Source organism: Pseudomonas sp. NFACC45 (assembly GCF_900113505.1).
Lineage (GTDB): Bacteria > Pseudomonadota > Gammaproteobacteria > Pseudomonadales > Pseudomonadaceae > Aquipseudomonas > Aquipseudomonas tehranensis.
Genome location: NZ_FOPO01000001.1, coordinates 383132 through 408237, shown reverse-complemented (window position 1 = coordinate 408237; position 25106 = coordinate 383132). Strand labels below are relative to the sequence as shown.

Below are 25106 nucleotides of genomic sequence, written 5' to 3'. Positions count from 1 at the left end.
CGTCATGAAAAAAACACTTCCCTTAAGCCTGATCGCAGCCCTCGGTGAAAACCGTGTGATCGGCGTCGACAACAGCATGCCCTGGCACTTGCCAGGGGACTTTAAATACTTCAAGGCCACCACCTTGGGCAAGCCGATCATCATGGGCCGCAAGACCTGGGATTCCCTGGGGCGGCCGCTGCCGGGGCGCTTGAACATCGTGGTCAGTCGTCAGTCTGGCCTCGTGCTGGAGGGCGCGGAAGTCTTTTCCACGCTGGAGGCCGCGGTGGAGCGGGCCGAGGCGTGGGCGCTGGAGCAGGGCGTCGATGAGTTGATGTTGATTGGCGGCGCCCAACTGTACGCCCAGGCCCTGGAACAGGCGGATCGGCTGTACCTGACCCGTGTGGCGTTGAGCCCGGATGGCGATGCCTGGTTTCCGGCGTTCGATTCGAGCCAGTGGAAATTGGTGTCGACCCAGCCGAATCCGGCAGAAGGAGACAAGCCGGCCTACAGCTTTGAGGTGTGGGAAAAGCTGTAAGTCATGTGGGGGCAAAGCTTGCTCGCGATTCAGACGACGCGCGCTTCAGTCGAACCGCATCACCGTTCTTCGCGAGCAAGCTTTGCTCCCACAAGTTATCGAGCAATCAAGCCTGCACCAACTCCCCATGCTCCTCGGCATCCAGCAAAGCCTTGTCGGTCTGCTGCATCACCTGGCTGGTGATGGCCCCGGCGGTGATCGAGCCGCTGACGTTCAACGCCGTGCGGCCCATGTCGATCAGCGGCTCGACGGAAATCAGCAGCGCCACCAGGGAAACCGGCAAGCCCATGGCCGGCAGCACGATCAACGCGGCAAACGTTGCGCCGCCACCGACGCCGGCCACCCCGGCCGAGCTCAAGGTCACAATCGCTACCAGCGTTGCGAGCCACACCGGATCCAGCGGGTTGATGCCCACGGTCGGCGCGACCATCACCGCCAGCATGGCCGGGTAGAGCCCGGCGCAGCCGTTCTGGCCGATGGTAGCGCCGAATGACGCGCTGAAGCTGGCAATGGCCCGTGGAATGCCGAGACGGCTGGTCTGGGCTTCGATACTCAGCGGGATGGTCGCGGCGCTGGAGCGGCTGGTGAAGGCGAAGGTCAGGACCGGCCAAATCTTGCGGAAGAAGCGCAACGGGTTGATTCCAGCCGCTGACACCAGCAGGCCGTGAACCACGAACATCAGGCCCAGCCCCAGGTACGACACCACCACGAAACTGCCAAGCTTGATGATGTCCTGCACGTTGGAGCCGGCCACCACTTTGGTCATCAGCGCCAGCACGCCGTACGGGGTCAGCTTCATCACCAGCCGCACCAGACGTGTCACCCAGCTTTGCAGGGTGTCGATGGCGTTGACCACTTTCTGACCTTTTTCCACGTCATCCTTGAGCAATTGCAGCGCCGCGACACCCAGGAAGGCCGCGAATATCACCACGCTGATGATGGAGGTCGGCTTGGCCCGGGCCAGGTCGGCAAAGGGGTTTTGCGGAACGAATGAGAGCAGCAGTTGCGGGATATTCAGGTCAGCGACCTTGCCGGCATAGTCGCTCTGGATCACCTGCAGGCGCGCGATTTCCTGGGTGCCGGCCACCAGGCCTTCGGCGGTGAGACCGAACAGGTTGGTCAGGCCGATACCAATAAGCGCGGCGATGGCGGTGGTGAACAGCAGCGTGCCGATGGTCAGGAAGCTGATCTTGCCCAGGGAGGAGGCGTTATGCAGGCGCGCTACCGCGCTGAGAATTGAAGCGAAGACCAGCGGAATCACGATCATCTGCAGCAACTGCACGTAGCCGTTGCCCACCAGGTCAAACCAGCTGATCGAGGCTTTCAACACCGGGTTGCCGGCGCCGTAAATCGTGTGCAGGACGGTGCCGAACAGCACACCCAGCACCAGTGCCAGCAGCACTTTTTTGGCCAGGCTCCAGGTGCTGTGACGGGTTTGCGCCAGACCAAACAGCAAGGCGAGGAACACCAGCAGATTGAGGATCAGCGGAAGATTCATCAAAAAACTCCGATAGAACGTGTGCCAGTCGCCTGAAGCCGCGACTGCGAGGCGGGAAGCCTAACAGCCTGATATCTAATGAATTAATAATAAAAAGGTATGTAGATTGTCGTTTATGGAATAAGGCAATGACGTTTATGGGCATGCCGCTGGCGGTATCAAGACGCAAGCGGTCGCGGGCAGGAGAGAAACGTCACAAGCATTTGTTAGCGTCGAGTTCTTTGAACCTTGGAGAAACGCCGATGAAGCTTGCACCTCACCTTCTCGTTGTCGCCTTGGGCCTGGGCCTCGTTGGCCAGGCGCTCGCTACTGAGCTCAAGCACTGGCCAGCGGAACAGGCCAAGGCGCTGGACGCGATGATTGCGGCCAACGCCAACAAAGGTAACTACGCGGTGTTCGACATGGACAACACCAGTTACCGCTACGACCTGGAAGAGTCGTTGCTGCCGTTCATGGAGAACAAGGGCCTCATCACCCGCGAAACCCTCGACCCATCTCTGAAGCTGATGCCGTTCAAAGACACGGCCGAACACAAGGAAAGCCTGTTCAGCTACTACTACCGTTTGTGCGAAGTGGACGACATGGTCTGCTACCCCTGGGTCGCCCAGGTGTTTTCCGGCTTTACCCTCAAAGAACTCAAGGGCTACGTCGACGAACTGATGGCTTCTGGCAAACCGGTCCCGACCACGTATTACGACGGCGACAAGGTGGTCAACTACAACGTCAACCCGCCGAAGATTTTCACCGGTCAGGTCGAGCTGTACAACAAACTGATGGAAAACGGCATCGAGGTCTATGTCATGACCGCCGCTTCGGAAGAACTGGTGCGCATGGTCGCCGCCGATCCGAAGTACGGCTACAACCTCAAGCCGCAGAACATCATCGGTGTAACCACGCTGCTCAAGGACCGCAAGACGGGCGAACTGACCACGGCCCGCAAGCAGATCACCAATGGCAAATATGACGAGAAGGCCAACCTGAGCCTTGAGTACACACCGTATCTGTGGACCCCGGCGACCTGGATGGCCGGCAAGCATGCGGCAATCCTGACGTACATCGACGAATGGAAAAAACCGGTGTTAGTGGCTGGCGACACGCCCAGCAGCGACGGCTACATGTTGTTCCACGATGTGAACGTGGCCAAAGGCGGCATTCACTTGTGGGTCAATCGCAAAGATAAGTACATGGACCAGATCAACGGCATGATGGCCAAGCACGCAGCGGCCCAGGCCAAGGAAGGACTGCCGGTGACGGCGGACAAGAACTGGGTGATCGTCAAGCCGGAAGATATCCAGTAGGCGCTGGCGAAGCCTGCGATCTTTTCATCTATCGCTTGAAATTCGAGCGGTAGGGAAAAGATCGCCTCGCCTGATCGCGGCTCGGCGACTTTTCGTATAAGCCTGGAAATGGGTTATCAAAATCAAAAATGCAGGGCAAAGCAAAATCCTGAATTCTTTGTTTTGATTGCGGGGAGAAATGACAATCGGTTCGCCCGACTATCCCCCACCTACCTCCACTATCCGATTGTTCAATGGCTGAAGCGGCCGAGCATTCATTTTGTAATGCGTTTTAAAAGCTTGTATCTGCTCTTTGGAAATCTCAACAGGCTCCGTCATAATCCGCCAAGTAACACCATCGCTACACGGAGGTGTTGTGAGTGAGCCCGTGTATTTATAGTATTCCCTGCCCTGGGGAAATAGGCTGTGCAGATTGTAATAGGCGACTTTGTTGACTTGGCCGGCTGTTGGGAATGCATTAAAAATTTGCGTAACTCCAAAATTTTCATGCCCTTCTTTAAATAGAACAGCCGTCACCGAAATCCTGCCATCACGAGTCACGTGAACAAAGTGGGCATCTAACGGGTAGGCCACTCCATCAATCTGTTCTTCACTGGGAGAATGGAAATGAAACTGTTTAAGATCCGCTTCTTCCCCGCCCACGTATAGTTTGCTGCCTGGTGCGACGTTTACTTGTATCGTATGTTCATTGTTTATGATCTCAACATGGTCTGCGATGTAGTACATATCTAGCTTTGGTAGAGCGACCCTCTGAGCAAGACCTGACTCAATGTTAATAGGGGATTGTTGATAGCTTGTCATGCAGGTCGCATACTCTGGAGTTAAATTTCCCCAGTGCTCTGGTCCGTGACTGCCGTCATAAGTCCATGAGGCGCTGAAACAACTTTCATATGCACCCAAAGCTGCCAAAAAGATGAAGGTATCAATTTTTCTGTTCATCACCGTTTCTCCTTGTGAGTGAGGAAAAATATCAATCTCCGGGTACTTTCAGACACTGTTATAACTGACAGTTTTTTATGCTTGTTAGAGATAGGTCTTGCTACTTATTGAAATAAGTAATCAGGCATAAAAAATCCGATGCCAGGGCCTGGCATCGGATCTCGGTAAGCCCGCCGATGACGTCAATGCTTACGTAACAGCATTAATTACTTAGGCGGGCATTGTGATTGAGATGTTTGACTTATAGCCCGTCCAACATCGCCTTGTTCCGCACCGCGCCCTTGTCGGCGCTGGTGGCGAGCAGGGCGTAGGCCTTGAGGGCGGTGGTGACTTTACGCGGACGCACTTCTACCGGCTTCCAGCCTTTGTTGTCCTGTTCAACACGGCGCCCGGCCAGTTCTTCATCGCTGATCAGCAGGTTGATCGAGCGGTTCGGAATGTCGATCAGGACTTTGTCACCGTCGCGTACCAGACCGATGGCCCCGCCAGCAGCGGCTTCCGGTGAAGCATGGCCGATGGACAAGCCTGAGGTGCCGCCGGAGAAGCGTCCATCGGTCAGCAGGGCGCAGTCTTTGCCCAGGCCTTTGGATTTCAGGTAGGACGTGGGGTAAAGCATTTCCTGCATGCCCGGACCGCCTTTTGGCCCTTCGTAGCGGATGATCACAATATCGCCAGCTTTCACTTCGTCGGCGAGGATCCCGCGCACGGCGCTGTCCTGGCTCTCGAAAATCTTGGCGTTGCCCTCGAACACATGGATCGATTCGTCGACGCCGGCGGTTTTTACTACGCAGCCATCCAGGGCGATGTTGCCGTACAGCACGGCCAGGCCACCTTCTTTGGAGTACGCGTGTTCGACGCTGCGAATGCAGCCGTTCTCACGGTCATCGTCCAGGGTTTCCCAGCGGGTCGATTGACTGAACGCCGTTTGCGTCGGAATGCCTGCCGGGCCGGCCTTGAAGAAATGATGCACAGCTTCGTCAGTGGTCTGCGTGATATCCCACTTGGCGATGGCCTCGGCCATGGTTTTGCTGTGTACGGTCGGCAGATCGGTGTGCAACAGACCACCACGGGCCAGAGAACCGAGGATGCTGAAGATCCCGCCAGCGCGGTGTACGTCTTCCATATGGTACTTCTGGATGTTCGGCGCGACCTTGCACAACTGCGGCACGTGCCGGGACAAACGGTCGATGTCGCGCAGGTCGAAATCGATCTCGGCTTCCTGGGCGGCGGCCAGCAAATGCAGGATGGTGTTGGTGGAACCGCCCATGGCGATGTCCAGGGTCATGGCGTTTTCGAACGCCTTGAAGTTAGCGATGTTACGCGGCAGCACCGACTCGTCGTTCTCGCCGTAGTAGCGTTTGCAGAGCTCGACGATGGTCCGGCCGGCCTGCAGGAACAGCTGTTCGCGATCGCTGTGGGTGGCGAGGGTCGAACCGTTGCCCGGTAGGGCAAGGCCCAAGGCTTCGGTCAGGCAGTTCATCGAGTTGGCGGTGAACATGCCGGAGCACGAACCGCAGGTCGGACAGGCGCTGCGCTCATACTCCGCGACCTTCTCGTCAGAGGCGCTGGAGTCGGCGGCGATCACCATGGCGTCGACCAGGTCAAGGCCATGACTGGCGAGTTTGGTCTTGCCGGCTTCCATCGGGCCGCCGGAAACGAAGATCACCGGGATGTTCAGGCGCAAGGCAGCCATGAGCATGCCAGGGGTGATCTTGTCGCAGTTGGAAATACATACGATGGCATCGGCGCAATGGGCATTGACCATGTATTCGACCGAGTCGGCGATGATCTCGCGACTGGGCAGCGAATAGAGCATGCCGTCGTGGCCCATGGCGATACCGTCATCCACGGCAATGGTGTTGAACTCTTTGGCTACGCCACCTACGCGTTCGATTTCCCGGGCAACCAGTTGGCCCAGATCCTTGAGATGGACATGGCCTGGCACGAACTGGGTGAAGGAGTTGGCAATGGCGATGATCGGCTTCTTGAAGTCGTCATCCTTCATCCCCGTGGCGCGCCACAATGCACGGGCGCCGGCCATGTTGCGGCCATGGGTGGATGTTTTCGAGCGGTAATCAGGCATGGAGCACTCCGGGCGGCAAATCAGGTACGTATCAGGTATCAATGGGAAGTGAGCTTCTGTCGACGTCTGGAACACTCGGTTTTGGCCGTGTGTCCGGAAGTGGCCGATGACTTTGCAGGATCACTGCGCGCCTGGGCATGAGCTCATAAACCCGCCGGGGATGAATGGCGATGAATCTCGCGATTCTACACCGCTGGCGTCAGGATGAAATGACGCAAAGCGCTGATCGGGCGCCAATGTCGCGCTCGGGATGACGACTGGCAACGTTCAGCCTGCCAACAGCTCCCTGTGACGATGCCGGAGCAGACCATTGAGTGCCAGCCCCAGGAGGCTGAGCAATATCAGGCACAGGGCCAGGGTGGTTTGCAGGTCCAGCGGCGTGAGGCTGAGCGCAGCACTGGTCAAACCGCCAACAATGAAGATCAGCACGCTGCCTGCCGAGGCCGATGTACCGGCTTGCTCGGGGAATATGTTCATCGCCCGGGTGTGGGCCGCCGCACGGGCAATGGTTGTTCCGGCGGTGCATACGATCATGGGCAGCAACAGGGTAGTGATCGACAAACCGCGCTGGCTGGAGAGCCCAAGCATCAATACGCCCGCCGTCAGGATCAGGCACAGCCCCGTGAGGATTTGCGTCTGTGGGTCGATCCTGTTGCTCAGCACGGTCGCGACCGCGCCACCGCCGATATAGGCCAGCCCGTAACCGAGCATCGACAGCGCAAATGCCTCGGGCGACAGCTGCAACTGATCGATGAGAACCAGCGGCGAGATGACGATGAAAGAAAAATGGCAGGAAAAAGCCAGCGCCGACGTCAGCCAGTACGCCATGAAGTTGAAGTCACTGCATACCTTCCGGTAGGACGCAATGAAGTCCGGGCGCCTGGGTTGGCTATCCGCTGGCAAAGGCTTGAGTAGAAGGCTGGCGCTCAAGAACACACTGACAGCCAGGGCAATGAATACCAGGAAGCTGCCGCGCCAGCCCATCCAGCTTTGCAGGCCGGTGCCGGCCAAGGGCGAAACGGAAATGAAAATGCCGCCGCAGGTGACCAGGAAAATTCGTAATCGCTGCTGCTCCTGACCTGTAAACAGGTCTTGGATCAGTGCCTGAGAGAGCACGAAACAGCCGCATCCCACGGCTTGGATGACCCGGAAAAGCAGGAAGGACCAGTAATCATTGGCAATGACGCACCCGGTTGCGCCAATGGCCGAGACGATGATTCCGATCAGCAGCAGGTTCTTTCGGCCCATGGCGTCGGAAAGCGGGCCGACCAGCAGTTGGGATACTGCGATCCCCACTGCGAACAGGCTGATGGACAAGGCAATATCGGACGAAGGACGCTCGAAGTGTTCGGACATTGCCGGAAACGAGGGAAGCACCACATCGATGGGAAATACGCCGAGCAAGGTCAGCGTCAACAGTAAACCGACAGTGGCCGCTTTGCGTGTGGCGAGATCGTGAGTGTCAGTCATCGATAAACCCTGCCTGAAAGAACATCTGCCGATTGGCGCCGTCGTCGAAGAAACCTGCCTGCTGCATGGCCGTGAAGGTCGATACTGCCCCCGAGCGAACCCGTCGGGCGTGAGCGTCCGGTTGCAGGAGGTTTGCAACGATCTTCAAAGCGTCCTGTTCGTCGAAGCTGACGCTGGCGAGGCTGCGCATTAACCAGGGGATGTCGGGCTCGAAGTAAAGGCCGATGATGTCCAGCAGCAACCTTGCGGCCAGGGCGCGCTGCTCAGGGGCCAGGGCGGACCACAGATACTGGAACACCTCGCTGAAGTAGCGACTATGGCGTGCCTCATCCTCGAGATGATTCCTGAGCATCTGGTAAACCGTAGAAACCAGGGTCTCGCGGGTAATGGACAGCAGCTCCTTGGCGATGATCGTTTCGGAGACGAACCCCAGCAGAAACCAGGCCAGGGGGCGATCCGCAAGGCTTGTGGCGTCGATCACGCCCAGTAGTCGGTCGATGCGCCTGGGCAGCGACCGGTCGCGGATGTCGTACAGGACGACGATCTGTTCGGCCACTTCATTGGAAAACAGCGCGTGATAACCCTCGTCGGTGTAGAGCTGCAGGGCGGCGGTTTTCATCTGGCCGGGGATGGGGACGGCCAATTCGCCATGGACGATGGTTTCCACTGCGCGATTGACCACTTGGTGTTCGAGCAAGGTGGTGTAGTCGAGGAAGTACACCAGGTGATTGGCCGCCAGGCGTTGGGCAATGGCGCGCCCCGCCTTATCGATCAGTGGATGTTCGATATAGGGTATGAAGGCTGGCGCAAACCAGTTCCGAGTGGCGAGTTGCTGCTCCAGATCGTCGGGTAGGCGGTAGTCGTTTTTGCGCACGCGCACCGCAGCTTTGTTATCCCAGTCGCCCAAGGTGTAGCGAGGCCTCTGAGTGAAGGTCGGGCCGGTCATGGTGCAGAGTCCTGGCCATTGACCAGCGCCATCAGTTCCTGGCAGTGAACCTGCCCATCGCCATGACCGCAGCCGACAAAAAACAATGGCTGTTCGGGAGTGTCTTCAAGGTCAAGCAGCCGTTCTACCTGGCGGTCGCTCAATGCCCCGGTCAGCCAGGTCTTGAGGCCCAGCGCAGTCGCCACCATTAAAAAGGTCTGGGACACGTGGCCTGTTTCGACAAAAGCCATTCGATAGGCGCGCGAGTGTTCGTACTTCCACCAGAGCTTGTCGAAGCGCGAAGTGATGAATAGCCCGAACGGCAACGGATTGATGAAATGCTGTCCGGCTAGCAATTGGCCCAGGGGTTCATCCGGAAGCGACCGGATCAGGCTCAAGGCATGTTCGGCCGGATGGTAGGCGTAGATTCCCGGTTCCAGCCCGGCAACGTGACGCACGTACAGGTAGCCTTCGCAGGCATTCAGGCCGCCGCCCGAGGGGCTACTGCGTCGCGCGCCCAGCGTATCGGGATGACCGGTCTCGTGAGTCAAAGGGCGCTCGTTCAGGTAACCCAGGGTCAGGTAGAGGAGGGTGCTGACCTGCTCGATTGAAATGGCTCGTTCGCTGAATGAGCGAGAGGTGCTTCGACTCACAAGCGCCTGTCCCAGCGAAACGTCCTCGATGTCGACCAGGGCGCAGGGCGTCAAGGCAATCCGATCAACCGGGCACGGTTTTATGCGGCAGGCCGGCGGCGGTGATGATAGAACCTCTTGGCAATGCTGCAGATACAGGGTTGCCCATTCATCAACATCTTGGGGAACACTTTCGCAAGGAATATTTTTTGTGCCGATGTGAAATATTCTGGATAACTCGTCCCACCGCCATTCGAGGGCTTTTTTGGGTTCTGCAGTCAATATGCCGGCATTCAGGAATTCAATGTCGATGGGGTTGCAAGTGTCGAAGTGTGAAGGGTTGTGAATAAGTTGTGCCAGTCGCGTTGAATAATGTAGGTCGAGCTCGAACTGCGTGTGCTGCTCATAGTTCCATACAATCTGGTGCGGCGGGCGCGCAAGTATGAAAACGCACGGATTTATATGCATTAAGGTTTTTCCGCTGAAGGGGCGAGCATGGATGGGCTGAGGCGCCGGCACTCCTCAGCACCACCCTTTACTTACTTAGCGGCCTGTTGGAACGATCAGACCGGCCAGGTTTGCGATTTTGTTTGCTTCCAGATGGATTGCTTTCATGATGCAGCTCCTTTGCTTGAACAGTTGGATTGAGTAAGTGTTGTATTTTTCGATAATCATCACTTGCGAAGTGACAGTTCAATCATAGTTTTTAATGAGTGCTTGGCAAGAGGATATTGAGTAGGAAAGTTCCAGTAATAATGTGGGATGGCTCATACAAAAAAGTTGTTTTGTAGGCTTTTGCTTAAGCGTTTGGTAACTTTTCGCACGTGCAAAAAAAACGCAGCCAGGGCTGCGTTTAATAAAGGTCCGTGTGCGGGGCAGGAGCCTTGGCTCCAGCCCTGCAAATGATTCAGCTGTTGGGCAACAACCGGCAGGTGATGCTCTTGATATAGCGGGTTTCGGCGATGGCAGGGTGTACCGGATGATCCGGTCCCTGGCCCCCGCGTTCGAGCAGCTGGATGTTGCGGTCCAGGTGCCGGGCGCTGGTCAGCAGGATGTTTTGCAGGTCGTCTTCGGGCAGGTGCATCGAGCACGAAGCGCTGACCAGGATGCCATCCTTGCTGAGCAGGCGCATGGCCTGTTCGTTGAGGCGGCGATAGGCGCCTTCACCGTTTTTCAGGTCTTTCTTGCGTTTGATGAACGCTGGCGGGTCAGCAACGATGACATCGAAACGTTCCTCGCTGGCCTTGAGTTCTTTCAGGGCTTCGAACACGTCGCCTTCAATGCAGGTCAGCTTTTCAGCAAAGCCATTCAGCGCCGCGTTGCGCTCTACGCCATCGAGGGCGAAGGCGGAGGCGTCGACGCAGAATACTTCGCTGGCACCGAACGCCGCGGCTTGCACGCCCCAACCGCCGATGTAGCTGAACAGGTCCAGTACGCGCTTGCCCTTGGCATACGGCGCCAGGCGTGCGCGGTTCATGCGGTGGTCGTAGAACCAGCCGGTTTTCTGACCGGCCATGACTGGAGCTTCGAACTTCACGCCGTTCTCTTCCAGGGCGACCCACTCCGGTACGAGGCCGAACACCGTCTCGACGTAGCGGTTCAGGCCCTCGGCGTCGCGGGCGGCGGAATCGTTCTTGAACAGAATGCCGCTGGGCTTGAGGACCTGGGTCAGGGCGGCGATCACGTCTTCTTTATGGGCTTCCATGGTGGCGGAGGCGATCTGCACCACCAGAATGTCGCCAAAACGGTCGACCACCAGGCCGGGCAACAGGTCGGAGTCGCCGTAGACCAGGCGATAGAACGGCTTGTCGAACAGGCGTTCACGCAACGACAACGCCACGTTGAGACGATGCACCAGCAGGGATTTGTCCAATGGCAGCTTCACGTCACGGGACAACAGGCGGGCGCAGATCAGGTTGTTGGGGCTCATCGCGACGATGCCCAACGGCTTGCCGCCAGCGGCTTCGAGGATGGCCTGGTCGCCGGCCTTGAAGCCGTGCAGCGGGGTAGCGGCTACATCGATTTCGTTGCTGTAGACCCACAGGTGGCCGGCGCGCAGGCGACGGTCGGCGTTGGCTTTGAGGCGCAGGCTGGGCAGGGACATGACGTCGCTCCGGAAAAAAGAGCGGGAGTATAGCGTGTTGCAGCCCGTGCGGGGCTTGTGATGGACATGTGGCGTGATTTGCCCAACGGTGTATCGGATCCATCTTTAAGGGTTAGAATCGCCGCCTGACCCAGAGTGTATGCCCATGTCCCAAGAGCTTTCCGCCGAACAGATCCAACAGTCCCTGCAAGGCATCAGTGTGCCGCCCCAGCCGCAGATCATGGTGGATCTGCAGATGGAGCAGTACATGCCTGATCCGGACCTGGAGACCATTGCCAAGCTGATCTCCCATGACCCGGGCCTCTCGGGTGCGCTGCTCAAGATCGTCAATTCGCCGTACTACGGCCTGCGCAACAAGATCACTTCGATCCAGCGCGCGGTGAACCTGCTGGGCAGCCGTTCGATCATCAACCTGATCAACGCGCAGTCGATCAAGGGCGAGTTGCACGATGATGCCATCGTCACCCTCAATCGCTTCTGGGATACGGCCCAGGACGTGGCGATGACCTGCCTGACCCTGGCCAAGCGTGTCGGCCTGGAAAACGGTGATGAAGCCTACGCTTTGGGGCTGTTCCACGATTGTGGCGTGCCGTTGATGCTCAAGCAGTTCCCCAACTACATGAGTGTGCTGGAGCAGGCCTACGCCAATGCCAGCGCCGAGTGCCGGGTGGTGGACACCGAGAACCGCGAATTCAACACCAACCATGCGGTGGTCGGGTATTACACTTCAAAATCCTGGCGCCTGCCGGACCATGTCAGTCAGGCCATTGCCAACCACCACAACGCCCTGGCGATTTTCAGCGATGAGACGTCACGCAACAACAGTCAGTTGAAGAACCTGCTGGCGATCCTGAAGATGTCCGAAAACATCTGCGCATCGCACCGGGTCCTGGGCAATCAGCCGATCGATCATGAGTGGGCCTGTGTCGGCGCTCTGGTGCTCGATTACATCGGTTTGTCGGAATACGATTTCCAGACCCAGAAACAGGAAATTCGCGACCTCGCCACGCGCTAGGCATCGAAAACCAGCACCAGGCCTTCACCTTATTCGAGAACCCCATGCCAGAACTGCCGGAAGTCGAAACCACCCGCCGCGGAATTGCGCCCCACTTGGAAGGGCAGCGTGTCAGCCGCGTGGTCGTGCGCGACCGGCGCTTGCGCTGGCCGATTCCCGAAGACCTTGACGTGCGACTGTCGGGGCAGCGGATCGTGTTGGTGGAACGACGGGCCAAGTACCTGCTGATCAACGCCGAAGTCGGCACCTTGATCAGCCACTTGGGTATGTCCGGTAACCTGCGCTTGGTGGAAGTCGGCATGCCCGCCGCCAAACATGAGCATGTGGACATCGAGCTGGAATCCGGCCTGGCCTTGCGCTACACCGACCCGCGCCGCTTCGGGGCGATGCTCTGGAGCCTCGACCCGCTCAACCACGAACTGCTGATTCGCCTCGGGCCGGAACCGTTGACCGATCTCTTCGATGGCGAGCGTCTGTTCCAGCTTTCGCGAGGGCGCAGCATGGCGGTCAAGCCGTTCATCATGGATAACGCGGTGGTGGTCGGGGTGGGCAATATTTATGCGACCGAAGCGCTGTTCGCTGCCGGGATCGACCCGCGTCGCGAGGCCGGGGGCATTTCCCGGGCGCGCTACCTGAAACTGGCGATCGAGATCAAACGCATCCTTGCCCATGCCATCGAGCGCGGCGGTACAACGCTGCGTGATTTCATCGGGGGAGACGGTCAGCCGGGTTACTTCCAGCAGGAACTGTTCGTGTATGGCCGGGGCGGTGAGTCCTGTAAGGTCTGCGGCACGGGGCTGCGGGAAATCCGCCTGGGTCAGCGAGCCAGCGTCTGGTGCCCACGCTGCCAGAGCTGATCCGTCCTACGGTCTATAGTCAGTAGTCATACTGCTAGCCCGAAGGATCGCCCCATGAATCTGCTTCGACCTGTCGTCCTCGCGCTGCTGTTGTGTCTCGGTTTGCCTGCCCAGGCAAACAGCGGCAGCGGCGACCCGCGCTACACCATCCAGAATCCGCCTGCCTACGCCATGATCGGCGACCTGCTGATCGCCCGCCCATTGCTGCTCGCCGCCACGGTGATCGGTACCGGGGCATTTGTGCTGTCGTTACCCTTCACTGCGTTGGGCGGTGGCGTCGGTGATGCGGGGAAGGCGTTGGTGGTGGACCCGGCGAAGGCCACGTTTGTGCGGTGCCTGGGATGCGTTGGCGAGGGGTTTGAGCAGGAGTGATTTCGCTGTAGCTGGTGGCCTCATCGCGAGCAGGCTCGCTCCCACAGAGATCTGTTGTGACTACAAAATTTGTGTCCTAAGCAGATCCCTGTGGGAGCGAGCCTGCTCGCGATGAGGTCGGCACAGGCGCGACAAAACCCTCTGGCTCAAGCCTTGCCAGTAATCTTGCGATACTTCGCCATCAACTGTTCTTCCGTTTCCGGATGGGCCTCGTCCAGCGGAATGCAATCCACCGGGCAGACCTGCTGGCACTGGGGTTCGTCGTAGTGGCCGACGCACTGGGTGCACAGGTTCGGGTCGATAACGTAGATCTCTTCGCCTTGGGAGATGGCCTCGTTCGGGCACTCAGGTTCGCAGACGTCGCAATTGATGCAGTCGTCGGTGATGATCAGGGACATGCAGGCTCCTGCCGGGGCATTGAGCCCGGGCATCTGAAAACGAATGCGCAATTGTGCCGCATTGGCGAGCGCAGTGCACGCGGGTGCGATGGACTGCGCCTGTGTCAGCTGCGACGGATCGCAGCCGGCGGGTTATTTCTTGAAGCGTAGGGTCAAGGCATCGGCCACGGCTGGGTGGACGAACTTGGTGATATCACCGCCCAGGGCGGCAATTTCCCGCACCAGGGTCGAGGAAATGAAGGAGTAGCGCTCCGATGGCGTCAGGAACAGGCTCTCGACGTCCGGCGCCAACTGGCGGTTCATGTTGGCCAGTTGGAACTCGTATTCGAAGTCCGAGACCGCACGCAGGCCACGCAGGAACACATTGGCGTTCTTTTCCTTGGCAAAGTGCGCCAGCAGCGTCGAAAAGCCGACCACTTCCACGTTGGGCAGATGTTTGGTGACCTCGCGGGCCAGCTCAACACGTTGCTCCAGCGGGAACAGCGGGTTTTTCTTCGGGCTGGCGGCGACGGCGATGATCACATGGTCGAACAGGCGCGAGGCGCGTTCGACCAGATCGCCATGGCCCTTGGTAATAGGGTCGAAGGTACCTGGGTACAACACTCGGTTCATCGCGTCGTCCTGGCGGGTGTCCGTTGGGGAGTCGGATGGTATCGCAGCCTACTCGGTCGGCCAAGTCGGCTGTAAGGTAAGTAAGCACTATAGACAGTGCGAATAATCCATATCTTCATGATTTTTTCAGACGTTCGGCCAGCGCTGTCGCCAGTTGAGCGGTCAGGCCGTACACCGATAACTGGGGGTTGGCGCCGATGCTGGTGGGAAACAGCGAGCCGTCATGGATGGAAAGATTGCTCAATTGATGATGGCGCCCAAGGCTGTCGGTGACGGCGCTTTTCGGATCTTCGCCCATGGCGCAACCACCCATCACGTGGGCGCTGCCCAGGCGTGTGCGGTACAGGGCGAGGTCCAGGCCGTCGATCAGCGTACGGGCCTGGGCCAGGGTTTTCACGTAACCGGCGTCGCTGTGCATCGGCATGACCGCTCTGGCGCCGCCAGCAAACTGAATCTCGGCCATGCTGTGAAACGCTCGGCGCAAACCGTCCCAGGCGTAGGGCGACACTGCGTAGTCGAGCACAGGCGTGCCGTCGCTGCGCAACTGAACGTTGCCGCCGCTGCTGTCCGGGTGAAAACCGTCACGCATCAGCGCCAGCATGGCGTGGGTGTGGGGCAGTTGCGCCATATGTTCGGCATTCTCGCTGCCAAACCCGCCCAGTAGCGCGGCGGCGAGGGCCGGGTGCAGGGGTGGGACTTCCAGTTTGTAGGACATCTTGCCGGTGGCACCGTCCTGCCACTGGAAATGATCTGAATAAATCGATTGTGGTGCGCCGTAGAACGGATTGATCACTTCGTCGAATTGCCCGGCCGACATGTTCACCAGGTGCAGGAAGGTGCGTTTCCCCAGGCGCTCGTGCGGGTCCGGCGCTTCGGAGCGCAACAGCAAGGCCGGGCTGTTGATGCCGCCGCCGGCCAGCACGTAATGCCGCGCCTTGACTGTGACGTGTCGCCCTGTCGGCGCCACGCAGCGCTCGTCCATGGCCAGGCATTCCAGGCTGACAACCGCATCGTTTTTGATCATTAACCGTTCGGCCCGTGCCAGGTAAAGCAGCGCGCCGCCCTTGTCCAACGTGGTCGGAATGGTGGTGACCAGCATCGACTGCTTGGCGTTGGTCGGGCAGCCCATGCCGCAATAGCCCAGGTTCCAGCAACCGCGCACATTGCGCGGGATGACGTGCCAGCTATAGCCCAACTGTTCGCAGCCTTTGCGGATCACGTCGTTGTTGGCATTGGGCGGGACCAGCCAGGGCGCCACACCCAGGCGTCGCTCCATCTGTTCAAACCAAGGCGCCATTTCTGCGGGGCTGTGACCCTTGACGTTGTGCTCGGTCGCCCAGTGGTCGAGGGTCTGGTTGGGCGTGCGGAAGCAGGAGGTCCAGTTGATCAATGTCGTGCCACCCACCGCGCGACCCTGGAGAATGGTGATGGCACCGTCCTTGCTCATGCGTCCGAGGCCTTCCTGGTACAGGCTGGTATAGGCCTGGTCCTCAAGCAGCTTGAAGTCATGGCTGGTCTTGAGCGGACCCTCCTCGATCAACACCACCTTGTAGCCGGCGGCGCTGAGGATTTCGGCCGTGGTGCCCCCGCCGGCGCCGCTGCCGATGATCGCAACGTCCGCTTCCAGGGTCAGGTCCTGGGTCAACTGCGCACCGTTGTAGGTGGTCCAGCCGCGGGCCAGGCCTTCGCGGAAGGGGTCGAGTACGGGCATGTTCGGGTTCTCTTGTTGTTATGAGTATGTGATGCCCCCCGGTGGGAGCGAGCCTGCTCGCGATAGAAGTGTGCCAGTCAACTTCAATGCTGCTGATCCACCGCAATCGCGAGCAGGCTCGCTCCCACAGGGTTTGGATGACTGTTAAACCGTTGGCGGCCCTGGGTATCCGCAATGCGCCCAGGCCTCGGCCCGGCTGTACCACGCCATCATGACCATTTGCAGTAGTGAGCTGTGGCCCTGGCGGAGCAGATCCAGCGAGCTGTTTTCCCACCGACCGAGAAATTTCTGGATGTCATCGGCGCTGGCGTTTTCCCACGAGCTCCAGATTCCGGTTAGTGGCCCACGGGTAACGCCCAGCGTGAGCACGTCGAATAGCTGGTGCGTGAGCTTGAGCATGGGCGGGGACAGATGAGCCAGGGTCGTGTCCAGGCTTTTCAAGGTCGCTTCAGCGGCGCCAGGAAGCTGTTCAGCGACCACGGAGCCGTCCAGCATCACGGGAATGACGGCGCGCAAAAACGGCAGGTCGTTGTCACGCAAGGCTACAAGACCGCTGGCCGAACGGCTGGGGCCGCAACCGCTCAGGCTGGCACCCAACCCGACGGTGACCAGAAAGGCGCTGGCGCCGAGGCTGAACTGCAACAGGCCGCGTCGTGACAGGGTAGGAATATCGGTCAGGCTTGGGTTCATTATTGTTATTACCCGGAAAGACTGCGGCTAACGGACAAACAACTTCTGGATCAGTTTCTGGAGTGGCTTGCCGTAAGGTGGATAAATCAGTTTCGCCGCGTTGAACCGCTGTTTGCTCAGTACGCCCTTGGCCTTGCTGAACGTCAGGAAGCCTTCGTGACCGTGGTAGTGCCCCATCCCCGAGGCGCCAATGCCGCCGAAGGGCAGGTCATCCTGGGCGACGTGCAGCAGGGTGTCGTTCAGGCAAACACCACCGGAATGGGTCTCGTTGAGCACGCGATAGTGTTCGGCCTTGTTGTAGCCAAAGTAGTAGAGCGCCAGCGGGCGAGGCCGCTGATTGATGTAGGCAAATGCCTGGTCCAGGTCCTGATAGGGCACGATGGGCAACAGCGGGCCGAAGATTTCGTCCTGCATGACGGTCATGTCATCGCTGACGTTGAGCAACAGGCTGTGGGCCATGCGTCGCCCCTGACCTCGATCGAACAACTCGATCAGCAATGCGCCCTTGCTGGTGGCATCGCCTATGTAGCCGTTGAGTCGCGCCAATTGTCGCTCGTTGATGATCGCGGTGTAGTCCGGATTGTCAGTCAGGGTCGGATAAAACCCGCGAACCGCTTCGCGATACGCTTCAACGAATTCCCCGACACGGTTCTGCGGCACCAGTACGTAGTCCGGTGCGACACAGGTTTGTCCGGCATTCAGGGTTTTGCCGAATGCAATGCGCTCGGCGGCGTCCTTGAGGGGCACGTCCGCGGACACGATGGCGGGCGATTTGCCTCCCAGTTCGAGCGTGACCGGGGTCAGGTTCTCGGCGGCGGCGCGCATCACGTGCTTGCCAATGCTGGTGGCGCCGGTGAACAGCAAGTGGTCGAAGGGCAACCTGGAAAACGCCATGCCGACCTCAGCCTCGCCGAGCACCACGCACACCAGATCCTGAGGGAAAATGCGCGCCAGCAGTTGTTTGAGCAGCAACCCGGTGGCAGGGGTCGATTCGCTCAGCTTGAGCATCACCCTGTTGCCCGCCGACAATGCACCCACCAGCGGCCCGATGGCCAGGAACAGTGGGTAGTTCCAAGGCACGATGACCCCGACCACGCCCAGCGGTTGGTACACCACTTTGGCTGACGCCGGCTGGAAGGCCACGCCCACCTTGCGGCGGGAAGGTTTCATCCAGCCCTTGAGGTGTCGGCTGGCGTAATGGATGCCGTGCAGGCTCGGCATGAGCTCGGCCAGCAGCGTTTCGTCCGCGCTGCGATGGCTGAAGTCCTGGCTGATGGCGTCGATCAGTGCTTGTCGCTCGTTGCTCAGTAACTCGCGCAACGCCTTGAGCCATTGCCGCCGCTGCTCGGCAGGTGGCATGGGGTGGGCGGCATAGGCTTGGCGCTGGGTGTCGAAAAGCGCTTGCAGTTCGCCCAGGTGCTGTTGAGATTCGCACAGGTAAGCAACGTCGGCAGGCATGGGCGGGCACCGATAGTATTGGAGTGAGTGTTTTCTAGAGCTTGTGCTCTAAAAAGTCAACCGACATCCGTGACGCCTTTGGGTTTGTCCCGTGACCGATAGGTCGTAAGATGCCATTCAATGCTTTCGTCGAATTAAAGCTCAAGCCATGGCCATACGAATAAAAACCAGCGAGCGCATCGTGCAAAACAGCCTTGAGCTGTTCAATCAGCAGGGTGAGCGTAGCGTCAGCACCAACCATATCGCCGCCCACATGGACATGTCCCCGGGCAATCTCTACTACCACTTCCCCAACAAGCAGGCGATCATCGCCGTATTGTTCAGTGAGTACGAAAACCTGGTGGACAGTTTCCTGCGTCCGCCCCAAGGCCGTGCGGCCACTGTCGAAGACAAGCGCTTCTATCTGCAGGAGTTGCTCTCGGCGATGTGGCGCTACCGCTTCCTGCACCGCGACCTGGAGCATCTGCTGGACAGCGACCCGGACCTTGCCGCGCGCTATCGTCGGTTTTCCCAGCGTAGCCTGATTCACGGCACGGCTATCTACGAGGGCTTTGTGGCCGCCGGTATCCTCAAAATGGACCGGGTGCAAATCGAGTCCCTGACCCTCAATGCCTGGATCATTCTCACGTCCTGGGTCCGTTTCCTCTGCACCACACGGGAAAATTCCAACCACTTGAGCGAGCAGGCCATCAAGCGAGGGGTCTATCAAGTGCTGGTGCTGGAGGCCGGTTTCGTGACTGAGCAGGCCCGCGAAGCGGTGGATGCTCTGTTCAAAGAGTTCTATGTCCCCCTGGCCCAGACCCTGGAAGAAGGGGCGTAGGATTCAAATTCGATCGAGCCACAGGAGCCCGTTATGCCCATTGCGCAACTCATCAGTCCTCAAGCCCTGGAACACAGGCGGTCGCAGCCCGGACTGGTGATCCTTGATTGTCGTTTTGCCCTGGAGGACCCGGACTACGGCCAGCGCAGTTACGCCGAAGGCCATATTGCCGGGGCATCCTTCGCTGACCTCGAACGGGACCTGAGTGGGCCAGTCACCAAAGGCGTGACCGGCCGCCATCCTCTGCCGGAGCCTGAGGCCTTGATGAAGCGTTTGCGGGCCTGGGGGATCGGCAACGACAGCGACATCGTTCTGTACGATGACGGCCCTGGCGCCTATGCCGCCCGGGCCTGGTGGTTGCTGGCCTGGCTGGGTAAGCGCGATGGCGTTTTCATCCTCGATGGCGGGCTCAAGGCTTGGCATGCTGCCGGTTTGCCCTTGAGTCTCGATCCACCGGTCAACGGCCCCGGGACCTTCAGTGGTTCTCCCGACGCGACCCTGCTGCTGAGTGCCGAGGCGCTTGAGCAGCGTCTCGGTGAGCCGGACATGACCCTGCTCGATGCCCGGGCGTTGCCGCGTTTCAAGGGCGAAGTCGAACCGATCGATCCGGTGGCCGGACATATTCCGGGCGCACAGTGCGCAGCGTTCACCGAGAACCTGGGTGCTGACGGGCGCTTCCTGCCAGTCGACCAGCTCAAGCAGCGCTTTGCCAAGAAATTGGGAGAGCGCTCGCCGACGGAACTGGTGGCCTATTGCGGTTCCGGCGTGACGGCATGCCATAACCTGTTTGCCTTGTGCCTGGCGGGATATCCGTTGGGGAGGTTGTACGCCGGTTCGTGGAGTGAGTGGATCACCGATCCGCAGCGGGGCGTGGCGAAGGGCGAATAGCGGTCAGTCCTGAGTCAATGTGGGAGCGAGCCTGCTCGCGATTGCGGTGGGTCAGCTTGCATCGATGCCAAATGTTCCACCGTAATCGCGAGCAGGCTCGCTCCCACAGGGATTTGGTGTTTAACCACAGTCATCCCTGGCCCAGGCTGGCCAGCCAGTGGGGAATCCGCCGCTCCAGGTAATACCCCGGACGGCGCAAGCTCCCGTCGACAAAACCCACATGCCCGCCTTGTGCATGCAGTTCCAGCAGGGTAGAGGCTGACAACTCGCCAGGTTCGGGCAAGCTGTGGGGAAACACGAAAGGGTCGTCGGCGGCTTGGATGACCAGGGTCGGCGTGCTGATCTCGCCAAGAAAGTAACGACTGGAGGCGCGACGGTAATAGTCGGCGGCGTCAGAGAAGCCGTGCAGCGGCGCCGTCACCCGCCCATCGAAGTCCCAGAAGGTGCGCATGTTTTCCAGAGGGCCCAGTGCCGTGAGGGTCGCCAGCCCTTCGTGGCGTCCGTCGTGCTGGAACTGGCGTTGCTTGTTGCGCACGTAGGCCACCATCTCGCGCATGAAATGGGCCTGATAGAACTTGGAAAAGCCCTGTCCGATGCGATCGGCACACTGGTCGAGGCGAAACGGTACCGACACCGCGACCGCTCCTTGCAACCGACTGTCGCCACCCGTTTCCCCCAGGTGCTTGAGCAGCACGTTGCCGCCCAGTGAGTAGCCCACCGCAAACAGCGGTGCCAAGGGGCGGCGGGCCCGCAGATGGGTGATGGCGGCGGCGAGGTCTTCGCTGGCCCCCGAGTGATAGCTGCGGGGTAACAGGTTGGGTTCTCCCGAGCAACCACGCCAGTTCAGCGCCACGCTGGCCCAGCCCTGTCTGCCAAGAGCCTGTTGCAGGCCGGCCACGTAGGGCGAGTTGGAAGAACCGGTCAGCCCGTGAAGTACCAGCACCAGTGGCGCATCGACTCGGTGGGGGCCATGCCAGTCGAGATCGAGAAAGTCGCCGTCTTCCAACCACAGACGCTCACGTTCCCGAGCGATGTGCAAGGTCTTGCGCCACAGCGGTCCCCACAAGGTTTGCAAGTGCGGGTTGCCAAGGCCCAGGGCCGGGACGAAGCGTTCAGTTGCAACAGACACGATCATTTCTCACTGCACTGGCCAGCCGTTCAGCCAACGGCCTCTGCCACACGTTGCCACAACGCGTAATACACCCGTCCGGATTTCTGCTCGCGATGCAGGCGCCAGTTGCCCGGCAACCCCAGGGTGGACGGGGCGGCTTCGCTTTCAGTGTAGACCCAGGCATCGTCGGCCAGCCAATGACGTTCTTCGAGCAAGGTGCAAACGGCTGGCAGCAGGTTCTGGTTGAACGGTGGGTCGAGGAACACCAGGTCGAAGGGGGTCGCCGGCTGGCTGTCCAGGTAGCGCAACGCGTCGGCGGTCTGCACCTGACCGACGGTGCAACGCAGTGTGCCCAGGTGCTCTTTCAGGCTGGAGACCGCCAGGCTGCTGGCGTCCAGCGCCTGGCCCATGGCGGCGCCACGGGACAACGCCTCAAGAAACAATGCCCCGCTGCCGGCAAACGGGTCGAGTACCCGAGCGCCGGCCACGTAGGGCGCGAGCCAGTTGAACAGGGTTTCGCGCACCCGGTCCGGGGTTGGGCGCAGGCCCGGCGCGTCGGGGAAGCTCAAGCGCCGGCTGCGCCATTCGCCGCCGATGATGCGCAACTGGTTCACACCGTTGTGCACGGGTTTCTTGCTGGAATTGGATGGGCGGGCCATTAGTGCTCCGGAACCCCGAGCGGTTGCTCGGCAGGTTTTTCAGTGGGGGCCGGCAGCGGCTGCTGCGGCACGGTCGGGCCGGCGGTGACGATGACCATTTTATCCGTGCTCAGGTGTTTGTTCAGCGCGGTCTTGACCTGTTCGACGGTCAGTTCCTGGGACTGACGCATGAAGTCTTCCAGGTAGCTGAGCGGCAAGTCATAGAAACCCATGGCGCCGAGTTGGCCGACAATGTCCTCGTTGCTGGCGGTGGACAGCGGGAAACTGCCGGCCAGCTCACGCTTGGCATCATCGAGTTCTTTTTGGGTCGGGCCGTTCTTCAGATAATCGGCGAACACATCCTGCACCAGTTTCAGCGTGCCTTCGCTCATTTCGGCGCGTGTCTGCAGGTTGATCATGAACGGGCCACGGGCCTGCATCGGCGAGAAGCCGGAATACACGCCGTAGGTCAGGCCACGCTTTTCCCGGACTTCGGTCATCAACCGCGTGCCGAAACCGCCGCCGCCGAGGATCTGGTTACCCAGGGACACGGCCGCATAGTCCGGGTCGTCCCGATCGATGCCCAGTTGCGCAAGCATCAGGTTGGTCTGCTTGGACGGGAACTCGATGTGACCGATGCTCGCCTTCGGTTCAACCGGTTGCACGGTCTTCGCCAGCGCTGGGCCCTTCGGCAGCGCGGCGGACACCTGATTGGCAATGGCTTCGGCTTCGGCACGGGACAGGTCCCCTACCAGCGCAATCACCGCGTTGCCGGCGGCATAGGCCCTGGCGTGGAAAGCCTGGACCTGGGCCAGCGTGATCGGTGGAATGCTTTGGGCGGTACCGTCACTGGAATGGGCATACGGATGATCACCGTACAGGCGCTTCATCAGTTCCAGCCCCGCCAGCTTGCCGGGGTTCTGTTTCTGGTATTCGAAACCGGCCAGCAACTGGTTCTTGATGCGCGCAAAGGAATCGACGGGGAAGGTCGGTTTGCCAACGACGTCGGCGAACAGCTTCAGCGCCGGCTCACGCTTGTCCACCGCGCTGAGGCTGCGCAGTGACGCCAGGGCCATGTCCCGCAGGGCACCGTTGCCAAAATCGGCGCCGAGGCTTTCGAACCCTTGGGCAATCGCGCTGACATCCTTACCGGCTACGCCCTCATTGAGCATGGCGTTGGTCAACAGCGCCAGACCGGGTGTATCGCCGTCCTGGCTGCTGCCAGCGGCGAAAGTCAGGCGCAGGTCGAACATCGGTAATTCCCGGGCTTCGACGAACAACACCTTGGCGCCGTCAGCGGTTGTCCAGGTTTTTACGTCGAGCTGGCGACGGCTGGGTGCCTTGCCGTCCAGCTCGGCCAAAGATTGCAGCTTGTTGCTGGCCTTGGCTTTGTCCAGCGCCTGGCTGGCGTTGGTGTCATTGGATGGCGACAGGTAAAAGGCCAAGGCGCTGACCAGGGCGATCAACACCACACCGATCAGCACCAGACGCGGTGATTTGCGCTCACTCATGAGCTTTCTCCTCGGGCAGGACGTGCGCGACGCTCAGGCGCGAGCGGGTGAAATACAGCTGGGCTGCCTTCTGGATATCTTGCGGGGTCACGCTTTGCAGTTCGGCGAGTTCGGTGTCCATCAGTTTCCAGGACAAGCCGACCGTTTCCAGTTGGCCGATGGCGGTGGCCTGGCTGGTGATCGAATCGCGCTCGTACACCAGGCCGGCGATGACCTGGGCGCGGACGCGCTCCAGTTCCTCGGCGGTCGGGGCGGTGGTTTTCAACTGTTCGAGCAAGCGCCACAAACCGGCTTCGGCCTGGGCCATGGTTTTGTTTTTCTGGGTGTTGGGCGTGGCCGACAGGGTGAACAGCGTGTCGCCACGGGTAAAGGCGTCGTAGCTCGACGAACCGCCGGACACCAGCTCTTCGCCGCGCTCCAACTGGGTCGGGATCCGCCCGCTATAGCCGCCGTCCAGCAAGGCCGAGATCAGCCGAAGGGCATTGACCGAGCGTTTGTCGGTCGCGGTGGCGATACTCGGCACGTTGAAGGCCAGCATCAGGCTTGGCAGTTGGGTCTGCACATGCAGGGTAATCTGCCGCTCGCCAGGTTCGGCCAGTTCCAGGGGGATCTTCGCCGGCGGCACGTCGCGCCGGGCAACCGGGCCAAAGTAACGCTGGGCCAACGTCTTGACCTCGTCGGGCGTGACATCGCCGACCACCACCAGGGTTGCGTTATTCGGCGCGTACCAGGATTCGTACCAGTGGCGCAGTTCCTGGACTTTCATCCGCTCCAGGTCGGCCATCCAGCCGATGGTCGGGGTGTGGTAGCCGCTGGCCGGGTAAGCCATGGCCTTGAAGCGCTCATAAGCCTTGGACATCGGCTTGTCGTCGGTGCGCATGCGGCGCTCTTCCTTGATCACCTCGATCTCGCGACTGAACTCCTCCGGTGGCAGGCGCAGGCTGGCCATGCGGTCGGCTTCCAGTTCGAAGGCCACGCCCAGGCGATCGCGGGCCAGTACCTGGTAGTAAGCGGTAAAGTCATCGCTGGTGAAGGCGTTTTCTTCGGCGCCAAGGTCGCGCAGGATCAGCGAAGCTTCGCCGGGGCCGACTTTCGAGCTGCCCTTGAACATCATGTGTTCCAGAGCGTGGGACAAACCGGTCTGGCCCGGGGTTTCATAACTGGAGCCAACCTTGTACCAAACCTGGGACACCACCACCGGTGCGCGATGATCTTCGCGCACCACGACCTTCAGGCCGTTGTCGAGGGTAAATTCATGGGTGGGTTGTGGATCGGCAGCCAAGGCTGAAAAAGGCAGACAAACTGTGCTGAGCAGCAGGCCTGCAGCACGGCGGGCAAGAGCATTCATTCGTGTTTAAACCTGTTGGGCTGCCCGCTAGGTCTTAGCGTCGGCGGGCGAGAGGGTGCTAGGATACTGATCCGTTTTACTGGCGGCCACGCCTATCGGGCCTTTTCGCGGTCCGGGGTTGTTTGGGTTCTCGGAAGAAACCCTGGGTTTGTTCGTTGATCCCAGCGTTTTCGCCGATGATGTCGCGCCAGTCCTTCGAAAAAATCGACCT

Annotated in this window: 23 protein-coding genes; 7 read left to right on the top strand and 16 right to left on the bottom strand. The window is 59.9% G+C overall.

What is annotated here, in order from left to right; genetic code table 11:
• Positions 1-4: 4 nt before the first annotated feature.
• Positions 5-517: a dihydrofolate reductase gene (locus BM132_RS01810; protein WP_092395402.1), complete on the top strand. Its 513-nt coding sequence runs from the start codon at positions 5-7 to the stop codon at positions 515-517.
• Between the two features lie 106 nt (positions 518-623).
• Here BM132_RS01810 and BM132_RS01805 read toward each other — a convergent pair whose 3' ends face one another.
• Positions 624-2015, bottom strand: a complete 1392-nt coding sequence (locus tag BM132_RS01805; RefSeq protein ID WP_092452708.1) for an L-cystine transporter — start codon at positions 2013-2015, stop codon at positions 624-626.
• Between the two features lie 242 nt (positions 2016-2257).
• Between BM132_RS01805 and BM132_RS01800 the strand changes: the two genes are divergently transcribed.
• Entirely contained in the window at positions 2258-3313 is a 1056-nt protein-coding gene (locus BM132_RS01800) for an HAD family hydrolase (RefSeq protein WP_092452705.1), read from the top strand.
• A gap of 198 nt (positions 3314-3511) precedes the next feature.
• Here the strand turns inward: BM132_RS01800 and BM132_RS01795 are convergent, their stop codons facing one another.
• The 6 genes from BM132_RS01795 to BM132_RS01770 form a co-directional block, all read right to left on the bottom strand.
• Positions 3512-4252: a carbonic anhydrase gene (locus BM132_RS01795; protein ID WP_092395408.1), complete on the bottom strand. Its 741-nt coding sequence runs from the start codon at positions 4250-4252 to the stop codon at positions 3512-3514.
• A gap of 241 nt (positions 4253-4493) precedes the next feature.
• Positions 4494-6335 carry a dihydroxy-acid dehydratase gene (gene ilvD / locus BM132_RS01790; protein ID WP_092452702.1) on the bottom strand — a complete coding sequence of 614 codons (1842 nt, stop codon included), beginning with the start codon at positions 6333-6335 and terminating at the stop codon, positions 4494-4496.
• A gap of 267 nt (positions 6336-6602) precedes the next feature.
• Positions 6603-7805 carry an MFS transporter gene (locus BM132_RS01785; protein ID WP_092452699.1) on the bottom strand — a complete coding sequence of 401 codons (1203 nt, stop codon included), beginning with the start codon at positions 7803-7805 and terminating at the stop codon, positions 6603-6605.
• Positions 7798-8751, bottom strand: coding sequence for a diiron oxygenase (locus tag BM132_RS01780; protein ID WP_092452693.1), 954 nt, complete (start codon positions 8749-8751; stop codon positions 7798-7800). Before BM132_RS01780 ends, BM132_RS01785 begins: the two co-directional genes overlap by 8 nt.
• Positions 8748-9830, bottom strand: a complete 1083-nt coding sequence (locus BM132_RS01775; RefSeq protein WP_092452690.1) for a SagB family peptide dehydrogenase — start codon at positions 9828-9830, stop codon at positions 8748-8750. The genes BM132_RS01780 and BM132_RS01775 overlap by 4 nt, the downstream gene beginning before the upstream one ends.
• A 439-nt stretch (positions 9831-10269) precedes the next feature.
• Positions 10270-11466: a class I SAM-dependent rRNA methyltransferase gene (locus tag BM132_RS01770; protein ID WP_092395418.1), complete on the bottom strand. Its 1197-nt coding sequence runs from the start codon at positions 11464-11466 to the stop codon at positions 10270-10272.
• Positions 11467-11665: 199 nt separating this feature from the next.
• Here BM132_RS01770 and BM132_RS01765 point away from each other — a divergent pair, with 199 nt between their 5' ends.
• From BM132_RS01765 to BM132_RS01755, 3 genes are read left to right on the top strand one after another with little or no spacing between them, the layout of a single operon-like run.
• A complete protein-coding gene (locus tag BM132_RS01765) occupies positions 11666-12481 on the top strand; it encodes an HDOD domain-containing protein (protein WP_177193308.1) in 816 nt (271 codons plus the stop codon).
• A gap of 44 nt (positions 12482-12525) precedes the next feature.
• Complete coding sequence (gene mutM, locus BM132_RS01760) at positions 12526-13338, top strand: bifunctional DNA-formamidopyrimidine glycosylase/DNA-(apurinic or apyrimidinic site) lyase (protein WP_047226033.1); 813 nt, start codon at positions 12526-12528, stop codon at positions 13336-13338.
• Between the two features lie 54 nt (positions 13339-13392).
• Entirely contained in the window at positions 13393-13710 is a 318-nt protein-coding gene (locus BM132_RS01755) for a multidrug transporter (RefSeq protein WP_092452687.1), read from the top strand.
• A 146-nt stretch (positions 13711-13856) separates the two neighbouring features.
• Here the strand turns inward: BM132_RS01755 and BM132_RS01750 are convergent, their stop codons facing one another.
• The 5 genes from BM132_RS01750 to BM132_RS01730 form a co-directional block, all read right to left on the bottom strand.
• Positions 13857-14108 (bottom strand): YfhL family 4Fe-4S dicluster ferredoxin, encoded by a 252-nt coding sequence (locus tag BM132_RS01750; RefSeq protein ID WP_003206534.1) that lies wholly within the window; start codon positions 14106-14108, stop codon positions 13857-13859.
• A 132-nt stretch (positions 14109-14240) separates the two neighbouring features.
• On the bottom strand, positions 14241-14720 hold the full coding sequence (coaD, locus tag BM132_RS01745) for a pantetheine-phosphate adenylyltransferase (protein ID WP_007897855.1): 480 nt from the start codon (positions 14718-14720) through the stop codon (positions 14241-14243).
• 115 nt (positions 14721-14835) lie between these two features.
• Positions 14836-16431, bottom strand: coding sequence for a GMC family oxidoreductase (locus BM132_RS01740; RefSeq protein ID WP_092452685.1), 1596 nt, complete (start codon positions 16429-16431; stop codon positions 14836-14838).
• Between the two features lie 144 nt (positions 16432-16575).
• On the bottom strand, positions 16576-17121 hold the full coding sequence (locus BM132_RS01735; protein WP_092452682.1) for a twin-arginine translocation pathway signal protein: 546 nt from the start codon (positions 17119-17121) through the stop codon (positions 16576-16578).
• Between the two features lie 27 nt (positions 17122-17148).
• Positions 17149-18579, bottom strand: a complete 1431-nt coding sequence (locus tag BM132_RS01730) for a coniferyl aldehyde dehydrogenase (RefSeq protein ID WP_092452679.1) — start codon at positions 18577-18579, stop codon at positions 17149-17151.
• A gap of 148 nt (positions 18580-18727) precedes the next feature.
• On the opposite strand from BM132_RS01730, the gene BM132_RS01725 reads away from it, so the two are divergent.
• The gene (locus tag BM132_RS01725) at positions 18728-19399 is read left to right on the top strand and encodes a TetR/AcrR family transcriptional regulator (RefSeq protein ID WP_047226027.1); all 672 of its coding nucleotides are present in this window, start codon (positions 18728-18730) and stop codon (positions 19397-19399) included.
• 33 nt (positions 19400-19432) lie between these two features.
• Complete coding sequence (locus BM132_RS01720; protein ID WP_092452676.1) at positions 19433-20287, top strand: sulfurtransferase; 855 nt, start codon at positions 19433-19435, stop codon at positions 20285-20287.
• Positions 20288-20417: 130 nt separating this feature from the next.
• Here BM132_RS01720 and BM132_RS01715 read toward each other — a convergent pair whose 3' ends face one another.
• From BM132_RS01715 to BM132_RS01700, 4 genes are read right to left on the bottom strand one after another with little or no spacing between them, the layout of a single operon-like run.
• A complete protein-coding gene (locus BM132_RS01715; RefSeq protein WP_092453079.1) occupies positions 20418-21416 on the bottom strand; it encodes a hydrolase in 999 nt (332 codons plus the stop codon).
• 29 nt (positions 21417-21445) lie between these two features.
• Positions 21446-22057: a 16S rRNA (guanine(966)-N(2))-methyltransferase RsmD gene (rsmD, locus tag BM132_RS01710; RefSeq protein ID WP_092395432.1), complete on the bottom strand. Its 612-nt coding sequence runs from the start codon at positions 22055-22057 to the stop codon at positions 21446-21448.
• Entirely contained in the window at positions 22057-23547 is a 1491-nt protein-coding gene (locus BM132_RS01705) for a M16 family metallopeptidase (RefSeq protein ID WP_092452673.1), read from the bottom strand. The genes rsmD and BM132_RS01705 overlap by 1 nt, the downstream gene beginning before the upstream one ends.
• A complete protein-coding gene (locus BM132_RS01700; protein WP_092395436.1) occupies positions 23540-24895 on the bottom strand; it encodes a M16 family metallopeptidase in 1356 nt (451 codons plus the stop codon). The genes BM132_RS01705 and BM132_RS01700 overlap by 8 nt, the downstream gene beginning before the upstream one ends.
• Positions 24896-25106: the final 211 nt, after the last annotated feature.